The organism is Chromobacterium alticapitis, assembly GCF_002924365.1.
Taxonomy (GTDB): Bacteria; Pseudomonadota; Gammaproteobacteria; order Burkholderiales; family Chromobacteriaceae; genus Chromobacterium; species Chromobacterium alticapitis.
The window spans coordinates 125,337-144,007 of record NZ_PQWB01000011.1 but is presented as its reverse complement, the minus strand read 5'-3'; the positions used below and the strand labels follow the sequence as shown (position 1 = coordinate 144,007).

The 18,671-nt window shown below is 66.3% G+C and carries 21 protein-coding genes; 12 read left to right on the top strand and 9 right to left on the bottom strand.

What is annotated here, in order from left to right:
* Positions 1–6: 6 nt before the first annotated feature.
* Positions 7–903 (bottom strand): LysR family transcriptional regulator, encoded by an 897-nt coding sequence (locus C2I19_RS03025; RefSeq protein ID WP_233201086.1) that lies wholly within the window; start codon positions 901–903, stop codon positions 7–9.
* A 107-nt stretch (positions 904–1,010) separates the two neighbouring features.
* Here C2I19_RS03025 and C2I19_RS03020 point away from each other — a divergent pair, with 107 nt between their 5' ends.
* Positions 1,011–1,832 (top strand): NAD(P)H-dependent oxidoreductase, encoded by an 822-nt coding sequence (locus C2I19_RS03020; protein WP_103901237.1) that lies wholly within the window; start codon positions 1,011–1,013, stop codon positions 1,830–1,832.
* Between the two features lie 49 nt (positions 1,833–1,881).
* Here the strand turns inward: C2I19_RS03020 and C2I19_RS03015 are convergent, their stop codons facing one another.
* Together C2I19_RS03015 and C2I19_RS03010 are read right to left on the bottom strand one after the other, a co-directional pair.
* A complete protein-coding gene (locus C2I19_RS03015; RefSeq protein ID WP_103901236.1) occupies positions 1,882–2,586 on the bottom strand; it encodes a pseudouridine synthase in 705 nt (234 codons plus the stop codon).
* Positions 2,587–2,623: 37 nt separating this feature from the next.
* Complete coding sequence (locus C2I19_RS03010; RefSeq protein WP_158253627.1) at positions 2,624–4,534, bottom strand: sensor domain-containing diguanylate cyclase; 1,911 nt, start codon at positions 4,532–4,534, stop codon at positions 2,624–2,626.
* A 203-nt stretch (positions 4,535–4,737) separates the two neighbouring features.
* On the opposite strand from C2I19_RS03010, the gene C2I19_RS03005 reads away from it, so the two are divergent.
* The gene (locus C2I19_RS03005) at positions 4,738–5,304 is read left to right on the top strand and encodes a TetR/AcrR family transcriptional regulator (protein ID WP_103901234.1); all 567 of its coding nucleotides are present in this window, start codon (positions 4,738–4,740) and stop codon (positions 5,302–5,304) included.
* 34 nt (positions 5,305–5,338) lie between these two features.
* On the top strand, positions 5,339–6,214 hold the full coding sequence (locus C2I19_RS03000; protein WP_146056734.1) for a GNAT family N-acetyltransferase: 876 nt from the start codon (positions 5,339–5,341) through the stop codon (positions 6,212–6,214).
* On the opposite strand, the gene C2I19_RS02995 is transcribed toward C2I19_RS03000, so the two are convergent.
* Both C2I19_RS02995 and C2I19_RS02990 read right to left on the bottom strand, forming a co-directional pair.
* Positions 6,211–7,002, bottom strand: coding sequence for a substrate-binding periplasmic protein (locus C2I19_RS02995; protein WP_103901232.1), 792 nt, complete (start codon positions 7,000–7,002; stop codon positions 6,211–6,213). The genes C2I19_RS03000 and C2I19_RS02995 overlap by 4 nt on opposite strands.
* 147 nt (positions 7,003–7,149) lie before the next feature.
* On the bottom strand, positions 7,150–8,586 hold the full coding sequence (locus C2I19_RS02990) for a DEAD/DEAH box helicase (protein ID WP_103901231.1): 1,437 nt from the start codon (positions 8,584–8,586) through the stop codon (positions 7,150–7,152).
* Positions 8,587–8,800: 214 nt separating this feature from the next.
* On the opposite strand from C2I19_RS02990, the gene C2I19_RS02985 reads away from it, so the two are divergent.
* The 6 genes from C2I19_RS02985 (at position 8,801) to C2I19_RS02960 (ending at position 12,910) form a co-directional block, all read left to right on the top strand.
* On the top strand, positions 8,801–9,475 hold the full coding sequence (locus C2I19_RS02985) for an MliC family protein (RefSeq protein ID WP_103901230.1): 675 nt from the start codon (positions 8,801–8,803) through the stop codon (positions 9,473–9,475).
* Positions 9,476–9,567: 92 nt separating this feature from the next.
* Positions 9,568–10,104, top strand: a complete 537-nt coding sequence (locus C2I19_RS02980) for a YaeQ family protein (RefSeq protein WP_103901229.1) — start codon at positions 9,568–9,570, stop codon at positions 10,102–10,104.
* The gene (locus tag C2I19_RS02975) at positions 10,101–10,607 is read left to right on the top strand and encodes a YgjP-like metallopeptidase domain-containing protein (RefSeq protein ID WP_103901228.1); all 507 of its coding nucleotides are present in this window, start codon (positions 10,101–10,103) and stop codon (positions 10,605–10,607) included. Before C2I19_RS02980 ends, C2I19_RS02975 begins: the two co-directional genes overlap by 4 nt.
* Before the next feature lie 110 nt (positions 10,608–10,717).
* Positions 10,718–11,314 carry an alpha/beta hydrolase gene (locus C2I19_RS02970; RefSeq protein WP_103901227.1) on the top strand — a complete coding sequence of 199 codons (597 nt, stop codon included), beginning with the start codon at positions 10,718–10,720 and terminating at the stop codon, positions 11,312–11,314.
* Positions 11,315–11,346: 32 nt separating this feature from the next.
* Positions 11,347–12,285 (top strand): substrate-binding domain-containing protein, encoded by a 939-nt coding sequence (locus C2I19_RS02965; protein WP_158253626.1) that lies wholly within the window; start codon positions 11,347–11,349, stop codon positions 12,283–12,285.
* An 82-nt stretch (positions 12,286–12,367) separates the two neighbouring features.
* Complete coding sequence (locus C2I19_RS02960; RefSeq protein WP_103901225.1) at positions 12,368–12,910, top strand: DUF2059 domain-containing protein; 543 nt, start codon at positions 12,368–12,370, stop codon at positions 12,908–12,910.
* On the opposite strand, the gene C2I19_RS02955 is transcribed toward C2I19_RS02960, so the two are convergent.
* Positions 12,911–13,126 (bottom strand): hypothetical protein, encoded by a 216-nt coding sequence (locus C2I19_RS02955; protein WP_103901224.1) that lies wholly within the window; start codon positions 13,124–13,126, stop codon positions 12,911–12,913.
* Between the two features lie 111 nt (positions 13,127–13,237).
* Here C2I19_RS02955 and C2I19_RS02950 point away from each other — a divergent pair, with 111 nt between their 5' ends.
* From C2I19_RS02950 to C2I19_RS02940, 3 genes are read left to right on the top strand one after another with little or no spacing between them, the layout of a single operon-like run.
* Positions 13,238–14,053, top strand: a complete 816-nt coding sequence (locus C2I19_RS02950) for a substrate-binding periplasmic protein (protein WP_103901223.1) — start codon at positions 13,238–13,240, stop codon at positions 14,051–14,053.
* A 53-nt stretch (positions 14,054–14,106) separates the two neighbouring features.
* Positions 14,107–14,991, top strand: a complete 885-nt coding sequence (locus C2I19_RS02945; protein WP_103901222.1) for an NYN domain-containing protein — start codon at positions 14,107–14,109, stop codon at positions 14,989–14,991.
* A gap of 59 nt (positions 14,992–15,050) precedes the next feature.
* The gene (locus C2I19_RS02940) at positions 15,051–15,572 is read left to right on the top strand and encodes a GNAT family N-acetyltransferase (protein ID WP_103901221.1); all 522 of its coding nucleotides are present in this window, start codon (positions 15,051–15,053) and stop codon (positions 15,570–15,572) included.
* On the opposite strand, the gene C2I19_RS02935 is transcribed toward C2I19_RS02940, so the two are convergent.
* The 3 genes from C2I19_RS02935 to pyrB form a co-directional block, all read right to left on the bottom strand.
* Positions 15,535–16,815, bottom strand: coding sequence for a chloride channel protein (locus C2I19_RS02935; RefSeq protein WP_233201089.1), 1,281 nt, complete (start codon positions 16,813–16,815; stop codon positions 15,535–15,537). The two genes, C2I19_RS02940 and C2I19_RS02935, sit on opposite strands and share 38 nt — an antisense overlap.
* Before the next feature lie 197 nt (positions 16,816–17,012).
* Positions 17,013–17,471 carry an aspartate carbamoyltransferase regulatory subunit gene (gene pyrI, locus C2I19_RS02930; protein WP_103901219.1) on the bottom strand — a complete coding sequence of 153 codons (459 nt, stop codon included), beginning with the start codon at positions 17,469–17,471 and terminating at the stop codon, positions 17,013–17,015.
* 23 nt (positions 17,472–17,494) lie between these two features.
* Positions 17,495–18,415 carry an aspartate carbamoyltransferase gene (gene pyrB / locus C2I19_RS02925; RefSeq protein ID WP_103901218.1) on the bottom strand — a complete coding sequence of 307 codons (921 nt, stop codon included), beginning with the start codon at positions 18,413–18,415 and terminating at the stop codon, positions 17,495–17,497.
* Between the last annotated feature and the right edge of the window lie 256 nt (positions 18,416–18,671).

The window sequence follows — 18,671 nt, the reverse complement described above, 5'->3', positions numbered from 1 at the left end:
CCCGGCTTAAACCATGGCGGGCTCCGCCATCTGATCGGCGAACAACTGCCGCAACCAGCGCTGGCCCGGATGGCGGTGATTGCGCGGGTGCCAGACCATGGACACGCCGAAGCCAGGCACGGCGAACGGACAGGCCGCCACTGCCAACGGCACCCGGCTGGCCGACACCAGCCGCTGCGGCATCAAGGCGACGTAATCCGTCTGGGCCACGATTTCCGGCACCAGCAGGAAAGACGCCGCCGACAGGGCCACGCGCCGCGCCAGACCTTGCTCGGCCAAGGCCGCGTCCACCTCGGTGCCAAAGTCGCCGCTGCCCAGCGACACCACCACGTGCTCCTGTTCCAAATAGCGCGCCAGCGTGACGCCGTTCCGCCAGGCCGGGTGGCCCTGCCGGCCGATCAAGACATAGCGGTCCTCGAACAGCGCCCTGGCATGCAAGCCAGGCGGCGCGCCATCCGGGCTGATCAAGGCCAGGTCCACCTCGCCGCTCTCCGCCTGGCGCCGCAAGCGGGCCGACTCCAGATGCCGCACCGCCAACCGGATGCCCGGCGCGAGCCGGCGCAATCGCTGGATCAGCGGCAGCACCGCCACAGCCTGGGCATAATCGGTGCAAGCCAGGCGCAAGGTCATATCCGCGGCGGACGGATCGAAATCCTGGCTCGCCTGCAGGGTTTCGCGCAGTTGCCGCAACGCAGCCTGCAAGGGCGCCAGCAGTTGTTCCGCCTTGGCCGTGGGCCGCATGCCGCGCTGCGCCGGCAATAGCAGCGGATCATCGAACAGCGCGCGCAAACGCGCCAGCTGGGCGCTGACGGCGGGCTGGCTCAAATGCAGCCGCGCCGCCGCGCGGGTGACATTGCGCTCTTCCAGCAAGGCTTCCAGGGTATGCAGCAAGTTCAGATCCAAGCGCCCGGTATCCATAAGACAAATAGCTCATCAAAAAAGCATCGATTTCACTTATTTATCATGCCCGGACACACTGGCGCCATCGCCACTCGACGGAAAGTCCCGACATGAGCCGCACCGTATTGCTGGTCTACGCCCAGCCCGAACCCAGCTCGCTGAGCCGCAGCTTCGCCGATACCGTGGTGGAAACGCTGACCGCGCAGGGCCACCAAGTCTTGCAATCCGACCTCTACGCCATGCGCTGGAAGGCCGCGCTGGACGCCGATGACTTCCCGGACCGCGCCGATCCCGGCCGCCTGTCTTTCATCGTTGAATCCGGCCACGCCTACGCCAGCGGCGCGCAGCCGCCGGACGTGACCGAAGAGCAGCGCAAGCTGCTGGCCGCCGACGCGGTGATTTTTATTTTCCCGCTGTGGTGGTACGGCCTCCCGGCCATCCTGAAAGGCTGGTTCGAACGGGTGTACGCCTATGGCTTAGGCTATGGCTACCAGGGCCAAGGCAATCAGCTGCGCTACGGCGACGGCGCGCTCAAGGGCAAGCGCGCGCTGCTGGCGGCCATGGTGGGCGGCGGCGCAAAAGACTACGGCCCGCGCGGCATCAACGGCCCCTTGGAGGAGCTGTTGTTTCCCGTCACCCATGGCTGCCTGTTTTATCCCGGCATGGACGTACTGCCCACTCATGCGGTGTACGGCGTCAACCATCTGAGCCGCGAGAGCGTGAATCGGCAACTGGAGGCATGGCGGGTTCGGCTGGCCTGCCTGTTCGACGAAGCGCCGATTCCGTTCCGCCGCCAGAACGGCGGCGACTATCCGAACGGCCATAGCCTGGCCGACCATGTCGCGCCGGGTGTCTCCGGCATCTGGGCGCATGTGGCCGGCCCGCGCAGCTACGCGCCGCGGCCGCTCGCCGCGGCAAGCGCGGAGCCATGAAAAACGGCGGGGAGCCAGGCTTCCCGCCGTTGTTGCGCTTCCGCTTCTATCAGAAGCCGAAGGCCGCCAATTCTGCGCGAGTCAAATGCCGCCATTCGCCCGCCGGCAAATCGCCCAGGACGATGGCGCCCAGGCTTTCGCGGTGCAGCGCCTCCACCCGGTTGCTGGCCGCCGCCACCATGCGCTTCACCTGGTGGTACTTGCCCTCGGTGATGGTCAGCAAGATGGTGTGGGCGTCGAGCTGCTCTATGCTGTCGGCGGCGAATTCGCGCGCCTCGTCGTTGAGATACACGCCGCTCTGCAGCTTGGCGATCAGCTCCGGCGTGGCCTCATGCTTCAGCGTGACGCGGTAAACCTTGGGCACCAGCTTCTTCGGCGAACTCAGGGCGTGGATGAACTGGCCGTCGTTGGACAACAGGATCAAGCCTGTGGTGTCCACGTCCAGCCGGCCCACCGCGCTGACGTCCAGATTGGAAAACTGGTCCGGCAACAGCCGGTACACGCTGGGGTAACACTGCGGCTTGTGCGAGGTTTCATAATTGGCCGGCTTGTGTAGCAAGAGATACAGCGGCCCGCGCACCACCGGCCACGGCTCGTCGTCCACCGCCAGGCTGGCGATGTCGGCCAGCTCGAACTGGGCGCGATAGTTGTCCACCACCTCGCCGTTCACTTCCACCAGGCCGTATTCGATCAGCTGGCGGCATTCCTTGCGGCCGCCGAAGCCTTGTTGTTGCAGCAATCGATAAAGTTCCATGGCCGGATGGTAGCACGCGCGGCGCGGCCGCGCCGACTCAGGACAGCGCCTGGCTCAAGGGCGCGGCGACGCATACGCGGTCCCGCCCCTGCTGCTTGGCCTGGTACAGCGCCTCATCCGCCGCCAGCACCACGCTCTCCGCGTCCTCGCCGTGCAACGGACACAGCGCCAGGCCTATGGACAGCGTCACCGACAGCGTATGGCCCTGCGCGTCTATCTCCATCCGCCGCACCGCCTCGCACAACAGCTGCGCCTTGGTGAACGCGGCTTCCAGCGAGGCGCCGGGCAGCAGCACGAAGAACTCTTCGCCGCCGTAACGGCAGACGATGTCGCCGCTGCGGAAGTGATCGCTCAGATAGGCGCCCAGCGCCGTCAGCACCAGGTCGCCGCAGCGATGGCCATAGGTGTCGTTGACGCGCTTGAAATGGTCCGCGTCCACCATCAGCACCGCCACATCGCGATGCAAGGCCAGCATGTGGTCCAGCACCCGCGGCAGGATTTCGTCCAGGTGGCGGCGGTTGAACAGCCCGGTCAGCGGGTCGCGCAGCGCCTGCTCGCGCAGGCCTTGCTGCAACACCTCGATCTCGTCCACCTGGCGGCGCAGCGCGGCGTTGGCATCGTGCAGGCTCTGCTCCAGCTGCTTGCGCTCGCTGATGTCGCTGACGCCGTTGATCACGTACCAGATCTTGTCGCTTTTCACCATCGCGCAAGAAATCTGCGCCCAGAACTCCCGCCCCTGCGCGTCCTTCAACCTGACTTCCTTGTCCTCTACCCGGCCGCGCACGCGCAGCGCCTGCGCCACCTCGTCCCGCTCGCCGGCATGCACGTAGAAATCCTGCACCTTCAGCGCGCGCTCCGGCTGCAAACTGGCGCCGAACAGCTCCTCCGCGCGCTCATTGGCGTAAATCAGCTCGCCGCCGGCCAGCCGGTTCATCGCCAGCGGAAACGGCGCGGCGTCAGCCATCAGCCGCAAGCGCGCCTCGCTTTCCGCCAGCTGGCTGGTGCGCTCGCTCACCTTGGCCTCCAGCGACTGGTTGGCCTGCAACAGGCGTCGCTCCACTTGCCGCCTCTCCTCCAGCAAGGCGCCGAACACCAAGAGCGTCACCGCTTGCACCAGCGCCAGCAACGCCGCGTTGAGCAGCGATTCGCCCGCGCCGGCGATAGTCAGCGCGCCGCTGCCCAGACCCGCCCCGGCCAGAACCAGCGCCACGATGGCCAGCGACAGGCCGTGCGCCAGCAGCAGCTCGCTGCGGAACGCCAGCCACAGCAAGGGCATGATGAACAGATAGGGCAGGATGGCGTAGTGGCCCCCCCGCCCGTTAAGGCCGCAACACACCAGGATGGCCAGCAGCAGGGTCGCGCCGGCCACCAGCGAGGTCTCGCGCCAGCACGCCGCGCCGGGCCGCCCGCGGCCATGGCTGCCCGCCAGCAACAGGACCGGCGCCAGCGCCAACAGCAGCGCGGCATTGCCCAGCCACAGCTGCGCGCCGCTCCACGCCAATTCCGGCAGGCGATGAGCATAGGCCGGCATCCAGGCGAACACCCGGCCCAGCGTGGCCAGCAGGCTGCTCAGCGCCACCGCTCCGCCCAGAAACGCCAGCACGTCGCTTAAACGAAAAAAGGGCAGCCGGCGGCGCGGCGGCAGATTGGCGCCCAGCAAGGCCGCGCCCAGGCCGCTCAGCGCCAGCAAAACCTTGTCCGCGGCCTGCAGGCCCGGCTCCCGCCAGGCCAGCCACAACATGCCTAGCGCCAGGCCGGGCCAGACCCTTCCGCCCTGCCTCAGCAGCAAGGCCAAGGCCAAGGGCAAACCCAGTTGCAGCCCAGGCGGGTGCGGCGATGGCAGACACGCCTCCAACAAGGCGGCGAACCCGGCATAGCCGGCGGCGATTCCCGCCTGCAAAACGGCATAGGCGGCCCATGCCCGCCATGGCATGTCGCGAAACGGCATCTCGACTCCATCTTGTATTGGGGCCGGCTGGTGCCGCCCCCTTCTTATGCATATCAGATTAGTCTTGAATGCCCGGCAAATCCAATCCTCCATCCTGCCAAGCTATAAAGGTCTATTGCCGCGGCAAGTCCAGGTTTATCTATTTGATTCGTCTTGATATTGTTCAGATGATGGTAATCATATGAAAGCTAGAGGAAGCAAGCATGCGCTATCCCGACTCGCACAAGGCTCGAACCCGCCAGCGCATCGTGGCCATGGCCGCGTTGCGGTTTCGCGCCGAAGGCTTGGCCAGCGTCGGCATCGCCAATCTGATGGCGGATCTCGGTCTGACCCACGGCGGCTTCTACGCCCATTTCGACAGCAAGGAACAACTGGTGGCGGCCGCTTGCGGCGAAGCCTTGCGCCAACAAAATCGACAGTGGCTGCAAAAGCTGGATGAGACGGCGCCCGGCAGCTGCCTGGACGCGGTGGCGACGGATTACCTCAGCCCCGCCCATCGCGATCTTCCCGATTCAGGCTGCGCGCTGGCTGCGCTGGGCGACGAACTGGCGCGCCAGAGCGCAGCCGTGCGCCAATCCATCACCATGGAACTGCAAGCCCTGCTGGACACGCTGGAGCAAGCCAGACAAAGGGATGGCCGGAATGGAGAGGCCCTGACCGACCTGGCGCTGATGGTGGGCAGCCTGGCCCTGGCGCGGCTGGTGGACGATCCGGCGCTGTCGCTGCGCCTGCTGCAACAGGCGCGGGACAGGCTTGTCGCCGGACAATAGCATCGATATGCTTTTCGCATTTTGGATGATGATCATGCTGAGCGGCATTCACCGTTATGAAGAACGCTGGCTGCCCGCCTTGGCGGCGCTGCGCCCGACGCCTGCCGGCGCGGAACCGGTCAGCGCGCTGCGCGCCCTGCTGGCCGACCCCATCCGCGGCAAGGGCGAAAACACTCGGGTCTGGCTGGAACAGGATCAACCCATGGGGGTGGTCGGCTGGGTGGCCGCCAATGTGCCGCGCAACGGCGAACTCTACGGCAGCCCGCTGCTGGCCGCGCATAGGCCAGCCCTGGACGGCCTGATAGCGGCCTTGTTGCGGGAAGCCGCCGCCGCCGGCGCGCGTTTCGTCCATGTCGCCGCAAGCGACAACGAAACAGACAAGCGCGAAGCGCTGTTGGCCCATGGCTTCCAGCCCACCTTCCACTTCCTGACCTTGCGAGCCGCCAGTTCGTCCATCTCGCCCAGGACTATGCCCGCCGGCTGGCGGCCCATCGCGCTACGCGACATGGATTGGCCGCAGCTGGCGGAATTATTCGCCCGCGCTTTCGCCGACGTGCCGCACGTGCCCTATCACTCAGCGGAAGCGCTACGCCAGGACTGGCAGGAGGCCGATGTCGAAGCCAGCCAGGTCTGGGCCGCGCCGGATGGCTCTTATCAGGCCTTCCTGCAGGCCACAGCCGATGGCCGGGTCGAGGCGGTGGGCGTGGAGGCGGCTCATGCCGGCCAGGGCGTCGCCGCCGCGATGTACGGCGCGGCGGCCGGTGGGTTCCTGGCGCGCGGCGTCGGCGCCCTGGAGGCGATGGTGGCGGATATCAACGTCGCCTCTCTGGCCCTGCACCGCAAGCTGGGCTTCGCCGAGACCGCCCGCAAACAGATCTACCGCAGGGCGCTGGAGCAGGCCTCTGGCTAAGGCGTGGCGCTGCGCGGCTGCAGGCAGGCTTCGCGCGTCTCCTGCAGCAGACGGTCGAAGTCGCCGCTGTCTTGCAAGGCTTTCAGCCCGCGGTTGAAACGTTCCACCAGTTCCGGACCGCGCGCATGCTTGCGCCAGATCACCACATGCAGCGGCGCGGACCAGAACGACTTGGTCTGCGCCTCCAGCAGGTTGGCCTGCCCTTGGGCGAAATGATGGGCGATCAGGTATTTGCCGACTTCCAGATCAATGGGAAACAGATCTATGCGCCCGGCCAACAGCTTGCGCAGATTGATCAGATCATCCGGCGCGCTGTCCACCACCAGCGAGCCGTTCTTGACCTGGCCGTCGAAGTCGTCGGAATAGAAATTGCCGACCGTGACGCCGACATGCGCGCCCTTCAGCTCGCTCCACTGGCTCCAATTCAACCGGTGGTCCTTGCGCTGAAAGAACACCATGCGCGCCGACAGCACAGGCTGCGTGTACAGCAGGTCGCGCTTGCGCTCCACCGTCGGCGCCCAGCCGAAGCTGCCGTCCACCTGGCCGTTGCGGGCCGACTGCAGGGTGCGGTTATTGGGGTAGTAGCGGAAGGAGACGTCGACGCCGCCGCGGGCGAAGGCTTCCTTCACCAGCCGCGACAGAATGCCGTCATAGGGCAGTTCCTGGCCCATATACGGCGGCCACTCCTGATTGGACAGGGTGATTTTGAGGCGCGGGGCAGCCTCAACCGGAGCCGTCCATAAGGCGGCCCAGCTCAGGATACCCAGTACGAAGCCGTGGTATCGCATCGTTTTCCCGATTCCTGCAGTGAACGAGCTGTCAGTTTGTTTTATATGCCGCAGACAGTCTCTTCGTGAGCATAACTGTCAATACCACCCGCATCAATGAAAAACACCCGGTGCAATTCACACCGGGTGTTGTTTGGCGTCTACGGCTCAGCGCGCCTTGGGCGGACTGAACAAAGCGGACTTGGGCGCCGCCGGCTTGGACGAGCGGCCGCCTTCCGAGCGCGCGCCCTGGCTCTGTCCCTGGCGAGGACCGCCGTTGCGGCCATGGCCGGCCGGCTTGCTTTCGGTCTGGTGGCGCGGCTTGGCCGGCGCATTGCGCGGCTGGCCTTGGCCCTGGCTGCGGTTCTGACCCTGGCCTCGGCCCTGGCCCTGCGCGCGCGGCGCGCCCTGGCCGCGGCCCCGGGCGCCGCCGCCCATCGGAATGGGCTCCGGCTTGACGTTGAGGTCGGCCTCGAAGCCCGGCACGGTGAAGCGTTCGATCGACATCTTGATCAGCTTCTCGATGTCGCGCAGGAAGCTGAACTCGTCCACGCACACCAGCGACAGCGCCTCGCCCGGGCTGCCGGCGCGGCCGGTGCGGCCGATGCGGTGCACGTAGTCTTCCGACACGTTGGGCAGCTCGAAGTTGACCACGTGCGGCAACTGGTCGATATCCAGGCCGCGCGCGGCGATATCGGTGGCCACCAGCACTTGCAACTCGCCGCTCTTGAAGTCGGCCAACGCGCGGGTGCGCGCGTTCTGGCTCTTGTTGCCGTGGATGGCGGCGGCCGGGATGCCGATCTTGTCCAGCTTCTCCGCCAGACGGTTGGCGCCGTGCTTGGTGCGGGTGAACACCAGCACCTGGAACCAATTCTGCTCGCGGATGAGATGGATCAACAGATCGGTCTTCTTATCCCGGTCAACTAGGTGTACCTTCTGGCTCACCAGTTCGTTGGTGGTGTTGCGGCGCGCCACTTCCACCAGCTTGGGGCTGTCCAGCAGCTTGTCGGCCAGCGCCTTGATCTCGTCGGAGAAGGTGGCGGAGAACAGCAGGTTCTGGCGCTTGGCCGGCAACTTGGCCAGCACCTTCTTGATGTCGTGGATGAAGCCCATGTCCAGCATGCGGTCGGCCTCGTCCAGCACCAGGATCTCGACGCCGGACAGGTCTACGGTCTTCTGGCCGACGTGATCCAGCAATCGGCCCGGCGTCGCCACCAGGATGTCCACCGGCGCGCGCAGCGCCTTGATCTGCGGATTGATGTTGACGCCGCCGAACATCACCAGCGACTTCAACGGCAGGTACTTGCTATAGGTGCGCACCGACTCTTCCACCTGGGCGGCCAGCTCGCGAGTGGGGGTCAGCACCAGCGCGCGCGGGCGGCCAGCATGATGGCTGGGCGAACGCATCAGCAGCTGCAGCAGCGGCAGCGTGAAGCCCGCGGTCTTGCCGGTGCCGGTCTGGGCGGCGGCCAGCAGATCGCCGCCTTGCAGCACTTGTGGAATCGCTTGAGCCTGGATCGGGGTAGGCGTGGTATAACCGGTATCGGCGACGGCGCGCAGCAAGGGGTCTGCCAGGCCTAGGTCGGCAAAGGTAAGATCGGACATAATATGCTCCTGCGACGGCCTATCGCAGAACTGCGACCAATCCAGGCTGACGGGATAGTGTGAGTTGAAACTCGTGGAGTGAAGGACGTGCGGGACTGGTACTCGCACGAAGCGTCGCAGTGTACAGGCAATCGCCGGCGATGGGAACTCGCCCCCGCCTTCGGTCCCGCACGCGGACGAAGCGGTTTTTCGTAGTCGTTTTCGAGGATTCAATATGCCCATAGCCACTTGCCGGCTGATAGGCTTGTTGTGCTTGCTGCCGGCCCTGGCGTTGGCGGCCAAGAATGATCGCCCGCACGGGGGCGGCCCCGATCGGCCCGCGGTCGAACCCGCCAAGGCCGACGCGCCCCAGGTCGCCACAGACTTCCATTGCGAACAGCCGGCCAACGCGGTGGAGAGCATGGTCTGCCAGGACGACGGGTTGACCCGGTTGGACAACCGGCTGGAAAAGGTCTGGGCCCAGGCGCTGGCCAAGTCCGAACAGGCCGGCGGCAGCGCGCGCGGCAAACTGCTGGCCGAACAAAAGCGCTGGGTGAAGTCCTTGAAGGACTGCATGAAGGACGACGATCCGCATATGTGCATGGGCGACACCTACATCCTGCGCATCTCTCAGCTGCAGGCGGCCTGGGGCCTGGCGCCGGCGCTGACGCCGCTGCGCTATCTGTGCCGCGGCCAGAACGACGCCACCATCCTGGCCACCTTCTACCGCACCCGCCCCGCCACCGCCAAGCTGGAGCGCGGCAGCGCCCTGGCCATCGTGCATCAGGGCATGAGCGGCAGCGGCGCCCGCTACCAGGGCCAGGGCGTGGAATTCTGGATCAAGGGCCGCGACGCCAGCGTCAACTGGCGCGGCGAATCGCTGGAGTGCAGCACCGAGCCCACGCCCTGAGCGCCGCCATGGCGCCGCGAGCCGGCTGCGGTTAGAATCGGTCGCCCGCTCGCCATCCTGCGCCGGGGCAACCGATTCGACAAAGACCCGCCATGGCCCTGACCGCCACCATCTACAAAGCCGCGCTCACCGTGTCCGACATGGACCGCGGCTACTACGCCGACCACGCGCTGACCCTGGCCCAGCACCCATCCGAGACGCTGGAGCGCATGATGCTGCGCATCGCCGCCTTCGCCCTCAACGCCAGCGAAACGCTGGCCTTCACCCGCGGCCTGAGCGCCGACGACGAGCCGGAGCTGTGGCAGAAGAACTATTCCGACGAGATCGAGCTGTGGGTAGAGCTGGGCGAGCCTGACGAAAAACGGCTGAAGAAAGCCTGCTCGCGCGCCGAACGCGTGGTGCTGTACAGCTACGGCGGCCGCGCCAGCGAGGTATGGTGGAGCCAGATCGAAAACAAGCTGTCGCGGCTGGACAAGCTGGAAGTGTTCCGCGTCGATTTCGAAGCGCTGCAGGCGCTGGCCGCCATCGCCGCGCGCAGCATGCAGCTGACCGCCACCATCCAGGACGGCCAGATGTGGCTGTCCGACGGCCCGCACACCCTGCTGCTGGAGCCGCAGCGCCTGAAATGAGCGAGCACGCGGCGCTGAAATACCTGCTGGCCTACCCGCCCGCCGTAGTGCGGCAGGCGCAAAGCCTGTTCGACGCCGGCGAGCTGCCCGCCTGGCTGCGCCGCAAATACCCGGACGGCCACGACGTGCAGACCGACAAGGCGCTGTACCAGTTCGTGGCCGCGCTGAAACAGCGCCATCTGAAAAACGCGCCGTTGCCGGCCAAGGTGCTGTACGACAACCAGCAGCATCCGCTGAAGGGCACCCTGGGCACCAATACCATGATCTCCCGCGTGCAGGGCGGCCGGCTGAAGAGCAAGAGCGAGATCCGCGTCGCCTCGCTGTTCCGCGAGCTGCCGCTGCCCTTTTTGCAGATGATCGCCGCGCACGAGCTGGCTCATCTGAAAGAGCGCGAGCACGACAAGGCCTTCTACCAGCTGTGCCGCCATATGCTGCCGGACTACCACCAGCTGGAGTTCGATCTCAGGCTGTGGCTGAACTGCCGCGAACGCGGCCTGCTGTAAACGCCGACGCCCACCTTATTCCCTAAGCCGATAATCAATCGATTTCTTCTTCGTTTCCGCCTCGCGCGGCCGACGCTACAGTCGCACCATCGACTCCCGCAGAGACCGCCATGCTCGCTCCGCTGCAACCCTACGATCTGATCATCCAGCCCGGCTGGCGCGACTCCGGCCCCGGCCACTGGCAAAGCCATTGGCAGCGCCGTCTGGGCGCGCGCCGAGTGGACAACGCCGACTGGGAGCGCCCGCAACTGGAAGACTGGCTGGACGGCCTGGACGCGGCGCTGGACCGCTGCCGCAAGCCGCCGCTGGTCATCGCCCACAGCCTGGGCTGCGTCGCCGTCGCCCATTATGAGTCGCGGCGGCCCGGCCGCATCGCCGGCGCGCTGCTGGTGGCGCCGGCCGACGTCGAGCGCGCCTTCGTCCCCGCCGAACTGATGAATTTCGCTCCGGTGCCGCGCCAGCCGCTGCCGTTTCCGGCGCAGATCGTCGCCAGCAGCAACGATCCGTTCTGCCGCTCGGCGCGCGCGGCGCGGCTGGCCGGTTACTGGCGAGCGCCCATCGCCTGGCTCAGGCACGCCGGCCACATCAATATCGACTCCGGCCACAGCCAATGGGAGGAAGGCTGGCCCTTGCTGCTGCGGCTGGCCGAACGCGCCGGCCACCGCCTGTCCTCGCTCGCCGAAGCCCCCCGCCACAGCATGGTCTAGACTGGAATATCTCACCTCCGCGGCCCGCCTCCATGCGCCTCGCCTCCCTCCTGCCCGCCGGCTTGCTTATCACCGCGCTCTGCCCGCAAGCGCAGGCCGCGGCGCCGCAGAAGATAGGCATCACCGTGGGCGCGCTGGACAACCCCTTCTACCAGGCGCTGGTGCGCGGCGCCGTCCAGACCGCCCATGGCCTCAACCCCGCCGTGCGCGTCACCTCACTATCCGCCAATTTCAGCCTGCCGCGGCAACAGCAGCAGATTCAGCAGTTGATCGCGCAAAAGCCCGACCTGATCCTGCTGGGCGCGGTGGACAGCCGCGCCATCGGCCCCCAGGTGCGCGCCGCGCGCGCCGCCGGCATCGTGGTGGTGGCGGTGGACGTGGACGCGCCGGACGTGGACGGCACGGTGAAGTCCGACAACCGCCAGGCAGGGGAAATCAGCTGCCGCTACCTGGCGCGCCAGCTGGACGGCAAGGGCGAACTGCTGATCCAAGGCGGCCCGCCCGTCACTTCGGTCAGTGACCGCATTGCCGGTTGCCGCGCCGCGCTGGCGCAGTTTCCCGGCATTCACGCGCGTGAGGGCGTCAACGGCCAAGGCTCCAGCCTGGGCGGACAACGCGCGCTGCAGGCCGATCTGGCGCGCTTCGCCGGCCTGGGAGCGGTCTTCGCCATCAACGACCGCCAGGCGCTGGGCTGCGAGAAGGCCTTGCCGCCGCGCGCCAGCCTGCGCATCGCCTCGGTGGACGGCTCCCCCGACATCGAACAGGCGCTGCACCGCTCCGGCCCCATCGTCGCCTCGGCCAGCCAATCGCCCTACCGCATAGGGCGCGAGGCCGTGTTGCTGGGCCAGCGGCTGCTGAGCGGCCAGCAAACGGCGCGCCAGGTCACGGTGCCAGTGACCCTTTTGACCCGGGACAGCCTGCCCGGCTACCACGGCTGGCGAAGCCAGCAGCCCCCCGTTTCCGAGCGCTGAGCGCGGCCGGCCGCTTTGACCTCGGCCGCGCGCGGTGTCACACTGCCGATCCGATATCTTTCACCAGATCAAAGGATTTGCCATGTTTGCCTCCCGCCCGCTCAAGGCCGGTCTCCTCGCCGCGCTGCTCGCCCTGCCGATGCTGGCCCACGCCGACGCCGCCCAGGAGGCCGGCGCCAAGGAACTGGCCGCCACGCTGAACATCAACAATATGCTGCCGGGCCTGGCGCAGCGCACTTCGGCCAGCGCCTTGCCGCTGCTGCAGGAATACTTCGTCAAGAACAAGATCAAGCTGAGCGACGCCCAGCAGAAGAAGGCCCAGGAAGGCCTGAAGGGCTACGGCGAGAAAATCCACAAGCTGGCCGACGACTACTTCGGCTCCGCCGCGGTCAAGACCCAGTTCGAACAGACCGTGGTCAAGAGCTTCAGCGCCCAGTTCAGCGGCGATGAACTGAAGCAGATCAACGCCTTCTACAAGAGCGCGGCCGGCCAAAAGTTCATGAAGCAACAACCGCAGATCGGCGACGCCATCGCCGGCGAAACGCTGAAGGCCGCGGAAAAGGCCTTGCTGCCGAAGATGCAGGCCGCCGCCGAGGCCTACGGCAAGACCATAGCCAAGAAGTAATCACTCCAGCATCAGGCTGAGCCGGCGCGCGCGCTCCAACGCCGCGTCGGCGCCTGCCCACTCATCCTGCCACACCCAAACCTGGCAGCGCCTGTCCAGCATTTCCACCAGCCACAGCCGGCTGCCGCCCTGCAGCTCCACCCGGCGCGCGCGCACCGGACGGCGATAATTGAACACCACCATCTCGCTGGTCCTGACCGGCGCCATCGCTTTCATCCCGCTCTCCTCGCTTGATTTCAGCCAGTCCTGACGCAAAAGCCATGCCACCGCTCGCAGACGACACGGGCTATAAAGGGCATATCTCCGTCGCCCTCCATCATCTAGCCGATGCGCCTGTTCGCCGCCCTCCTGGTCTGGATCGCCGCCGCGCCCTGCATGGCCATGGCGGCGCAAACCGTCGTCATCCTGACCGACAACGACTACGCGCCCTATTCCTACGAGGCATCCGGGCAGGCGCGCGGCATCTACAACGACATCCTGCGCGCCGCCGCCGCGCGGCTGCCCGCCTACCGCGTCGAGCTGCGCCCGGTGCCGTGGAAGCGCGGCCTGGCGGAACTGGAGGCCGGCCGCGCGCTGGCGCTGTCTCCGCCTTACTTCAAGCCGCATGACCGCCCCTACATCCAGCCCTACTCGGTGCCCATGCTGACCGAGCGCGTGCAAGTCTATTGCCGGGCCGAGGTGCTGCGGCAACCCCGGCCGAACTGGCCGGACGATTACCAAGGCCTGCGCTTCGGCAACAACGCCGGCTTCAAGCCCGGCGGCGACGCCTTCTGGAAACTGGTGAGCCAGGGCAAGATCTCGCTGGAGGAAGCCGCCAATGTCCGAGCCAATCTGCTGAAGCTGCTGCGCGGACGGCTGGACTGCTATCTGAACGACGGCCTCGCCATCCAGCTCGAACTGGCGCGGCTGCAGCGGCAGCGCCTGTACGCGCCCGGGCAATTGGCCGAAGCGGCGACGGCGTCGGAAGAACAGGGCTACGTCGGTTTCACCGACCGCGACGACGGCCGCTTTCCATACAAGCGGGACTTTCTGGAACAGCTGAACCGAGTATTGGGAGAAATGCGGAAAAGCGGCCAGATAGACCGCATCGTCGAGCGCGCGCTGCAGGCCGCACGCCAACAGGACGCGCCGCTCCCGTTTTGACAGATGCGAAAAGCCCGGCTTAGCATGTGGCGTCGCCTTAATCGAAAGCCTCAATGGAAAACCGCAAACTGGCGGTACTGATAGACGCCGACAACGCGCAGTCTTCGCTGATCGCGGAACTGCTGGCCGAAGTGGCCAAGTACGGCACCGCCGTCGTCAAGCGCGCCTACGGCGACTGGACCACCACCCAGCTCAAGGGCTGGAAGGAGGTGCTGCACCAGTACGCCATCTCGCCCATCCAGCAGTTCGCCTACACCAAGGGCAAGAACTCCACCGATTCGGCGCTGATCATCGACGCGATGGACCTCTTGTACACCGGCAACTTCGACGGCTTCTGCCTGGTGTCGTCCGACAGCGACTTCACCCGCCTGGCCACCCGGCTGCGCGAGGGCGGCCTGACGGTGATAGGCCTGGGCGAGCAGTCCAAAACGCCGCGCCCCTTCATCGCCGCCTGCGACAAATTCGTGTTCACCGAGATTTTGCGGCCGGCGCCGCCGGCCAAAGCCAGGCAGGAACCCGCCGCCGACAAGCCCAAAACCCGCGCCAGCCGCTCGCGCGCCAATCCGGCGCCGGCGAAAGAACGCCACCCGCTGCAGGACATGTTCACCTCCGCCATCGAGGCGGTGGCGCGCGACAGCGGCTGGGCCGAACTGTCCGCCGTCGGCTCTTACCTGGCCAAGAACGACCCCTCGTTCGACCCGCGCAACTGGGGCCATGGCCGGCTATCGCAAATGGTGAAGAAGCTCGACTTCCTGACCGTGCAGGAAAGCCGCAACGGTTCCAAGCTGCACAGCGAAATCCGCCTGAAACAGGAAGCCGAACCCGCCGTCGCGGAAACGCCGCCGCCCGCCGCAACGGCGCCGGCCGCGCCGCCGGAGGAAGCCGCCGCGCCGGCGCGCAAGAAGCGCAGCCCGCGCAAGAAACCCGCCGCCGGCTGAAAACTGGTACGTTAATTGCACCGCCTTGATCCAAGGCCCTAGACCCACAAGGACAGATCATGCAGATTCGTGAAGCCACTTTGGAAGACCTGGCTGCGATACTCGATATCTACAACGAAGTGATCGCCACTACCACCGCCGTCTACAACGACGACCCGCTGACGCCAGGCGAATTCGCCCTATGGTTCCAGGACCGTACCGCAGCCGGCTACCCGGTGCTGTTGGCCGAGGACGAAGACGGCCGCGCGCTGGGCTTCTCCAGCTTCGGCGATTTCCGCACCCGCCCCGGCTACCGCTTCACCGTGGAGCACAGCGTGCACCTGACCGCCGACGCCCGCGGCAAGGGCATAGGCACCGCCTTGGTGCAGGCGCTGTTCCCGCGCGCCCAGGCCCTGGGCAAGCACACCATGCTGGGCGCGGTGGACGCCGACAACGCAGGCTCGATCCGCTTCCACGAGAAGCTGGGCTTCGTCCAGGTGGGCCGTCTGCCGCAAGTCGGCTTCAAGTTCGGCCGCTGGCTGGACTTGGTCTACCTGCAGCGCTTCATCGACGACGCCGCCACCAGCGGCCCGGCCGCCTGAGCCCAGGCGCATCCTCCTCGTCCTGGTACAACGCGCGGCCCCCCAGCAGGCGGCTGACGCGGGCAGCCAGCGCGGCGGCCAGCGCCACCGGCAACAGCATGGAATAGGCGCCGGTCAGCTCCATCAACATGACCACCGCCAGCCACGGCGCCCGCGCCGTGGCCGCCAGAAAAGCCGCCATGCCCACCAACACCGCGCCGCCGCCAGGCAGCCAGCCCGGCAGCGCCAAGTTCAGCCATTGGCCGGCCAACGCGCCGCCGGCCGCGCCGGCGAACAGCATGGGCGTGAAGATGCCGCCGACCGCGCCCGATCCGCTGGTGGCGGCGGTGGCGGCCAATTTGCACAGCAGCAGCGTCAACACCAGCGTCCAAGGCGGCTGGTGGCCCAACAGCCACGACACCGTGCTGTAGCCATTGCCCCACATCTGCGGCCAGAACCAGGCCAACCCGCCCGCCACCGCGCCGCCCAGCGCCATGCGCGAGGGCAGCCGCATAGGCAGCCGGCCAAAAGCGTGACGCCCCCGCTCCATCAGCCTCAGGAACAGCGGCGACACCGCGCCCAAGCCCAGCGCCAGCAAACAGTAGCCCGCCAGCGCCAGTTGGCCGGGCGCGGACAGCGGCGGCGGCTGGTATAGCGGCGACAGGCCAAACAAATGGTCGACGGTCAGGCTGGCGGTCAGCGCCGCCAGCGCCAGCGCGGGCAGCGAACGCCAGTCCAGCCGCCGCCATACCACCTCGCAAACGAAGATCACGGCCGATAATGGCGCGTGGTAAGCCGCGGCCCAGCCGGCCGCGATGCCGCAGGCCACCAGCCTGCGCCGCCGCGGCAGCGTCATAGGCAGCCAGCGGGCCAACAGGGAGCCGCCCTGCGCAGACAGCGCCACCATCGCGCCCTCGCGGCCGATGGAGCCGCCGCTGGCGACGGTGCACAGCGAGGACAAACTGTTGATCAGGGTGCGGCGCAGGCTCAGATGGCCATCACCGACGCGCACCGCTTCCAGATAATCGCCGGCGGCGGCGCCGCGCAGCAGGCGCCCCCCCTGCTCCAGCACGGTGCCGGCCAATAAGCCGCCCACAATCGGCGCCAGCGCGCGCTGCCAGGGTTCCAGCCGGCTGGCGATCTCCACCAGACCGCCGCCGCCATGGCCAGCCATGACATGTTCGATGGCATGCAGCAGCAACTGGAAACACAGCACCAGCAAGGCGCCCGCGATGCCGCAGCCAGCCGCGAGCAGGGGAAACACGATCAAACGGTGATGCCGGGGCGACGCATGCATGGTCAGTGGAGTGGCTCAGGAAGGAAATGACGGCGCCAAGCCTAGCAGAGCCAGCCTGGGCGGAAAATGAAAAGCGCCGCGGTTAACCCGCGGCGCTTCTCTGTCGCAACTGTCGGATGCAGTGCTTTTTTCTTGATTTTCTCTATTCTCGTCCTTTGTACGACTCAGCGCACTTCTGCAACAATATCCCTACTGAACACTTTTTCGCAATACTTGCATTTCATTTTCGTGTCGTGCGCCACGGTTTTGACATAGAAAAAGCTGGTCACCGGCTCGTTGTGCGAAATGCAATTGGAATTCGGGCACGAGAAAATGCCCTCCACCGCCTCAGGCAGGGTCAATTTGTGCTTTTTGACCACTTCGAAGTTTTCGATGACATTGACCGTGGCCTTGGGGGCGAACAACGCCAGCTCATTGGCCTGCTCTTCGGTCAACGCCACGTTCTCCACCTTGATCAGATCCTTGCTGCCCATGTGGCGGCTGACCAGATTCAGGCCCACGGTGACGCGCTCGCCGGTTTCGGCCAGCTTGAACAGGCGCAGGATCTTGACGCCCTCGCCAGCCGGGATGTGGTCGATCACGGTGCCTTGCTTGAGCGCTTCTACGGTGCGGGTGTATTGCATGATCTTGTCCTTTTCTTGCCTGATTACACGGTCTCGTTCAGTACCAGCGACAGCAGCGCCTGGCGCGCGTAAACGCCGTTCTTCGCCTGCTCGAAGTAGTAGGCGTGCGGCGTGGCGTCCACATCCACCGCGATTTCGTCCACCCGCGGCAGCGGATGCAGCACTTTCATGCCGGGACGCGCGGTCTTCAGCATGTCGGCGCGCAGCGCGTACTGGCCCTGTATTTTCTTGAACTCGGCCTCGTCGAAGCGCTCGCGCTGCACGCGGGTCATGTACAGGATGTCCACTTCCGGGATGACGTCTTCCAGGCTGTCCACTACCGTGTACTGAATGCCCTTCTCGTCCAGCTCCTCGCAGATATAGTCCGGCATCGCCAGCACTTCCGGCGCCACGAAATAGAAACGCGCGCCGAACAGCGACAGCGCCTGCGCCAGCGAGTGCACGGTGCGGCCGTATTTCAGGTCGCCGGCGAAGGCCACGGTCAGGCCGTCCAGCCGGCCCTGGGTTTCGCGGATGGAGAACAGGTCGAGCAGGGTCTGCGTCGGGTGTTGGTTGGAACCGTCGCCGCCGTTGATCACCGGCACCGCGGAAAACTCGCTGGCCACGCGCGCCGCGCCCTCCTTGGGGTGGCGCATCACCACCGCGTCGGTGTAGGAGCTGATGATCTTGATCGAGTCAGCCAGCGTCTCGCCTTTCTTGGCGCTGGTATTGCCGCCGTCGGCGAAGCCGATGATATTGCCGCCCAGGCGCTGCACGGCGGTCTCGAACGACAGCCGGGTGCGGGTAGACGGTTCGAAGAAGCAGCTGGCCACCAGCTTGTCCTTCAACAGATCGCCGCGCGGTTGCTGTTTGAGGCGGCCGGCGGTATCCACCACCAGCTCCAGTTCCTCGCGGCTGAAGTCGGGTATGGAAATGATGTGCTTGCGGTACAGTGGATTGGCCATGATCGCTTTCCTCATGTTGGCGGTTGCGGACGAAAAAAAAGCCCCTGGATCAGGGGCTTTTCTTGCGAAATACGGGAGTTTCAGGAACGGCGAAACGAAACGGCGACGCCACGCCACCCAAACGGGTGTCACTGGTCCTGCCGCGCTGTCGTGTTGCCTGTTTCATGCCTGCGTCCCGAACAAAACTGCGGGAATATATAACGGCGCGGCTCGCTTGACAAGACTGCGCAGCCACTTGATGCAAATCGGATTTCAC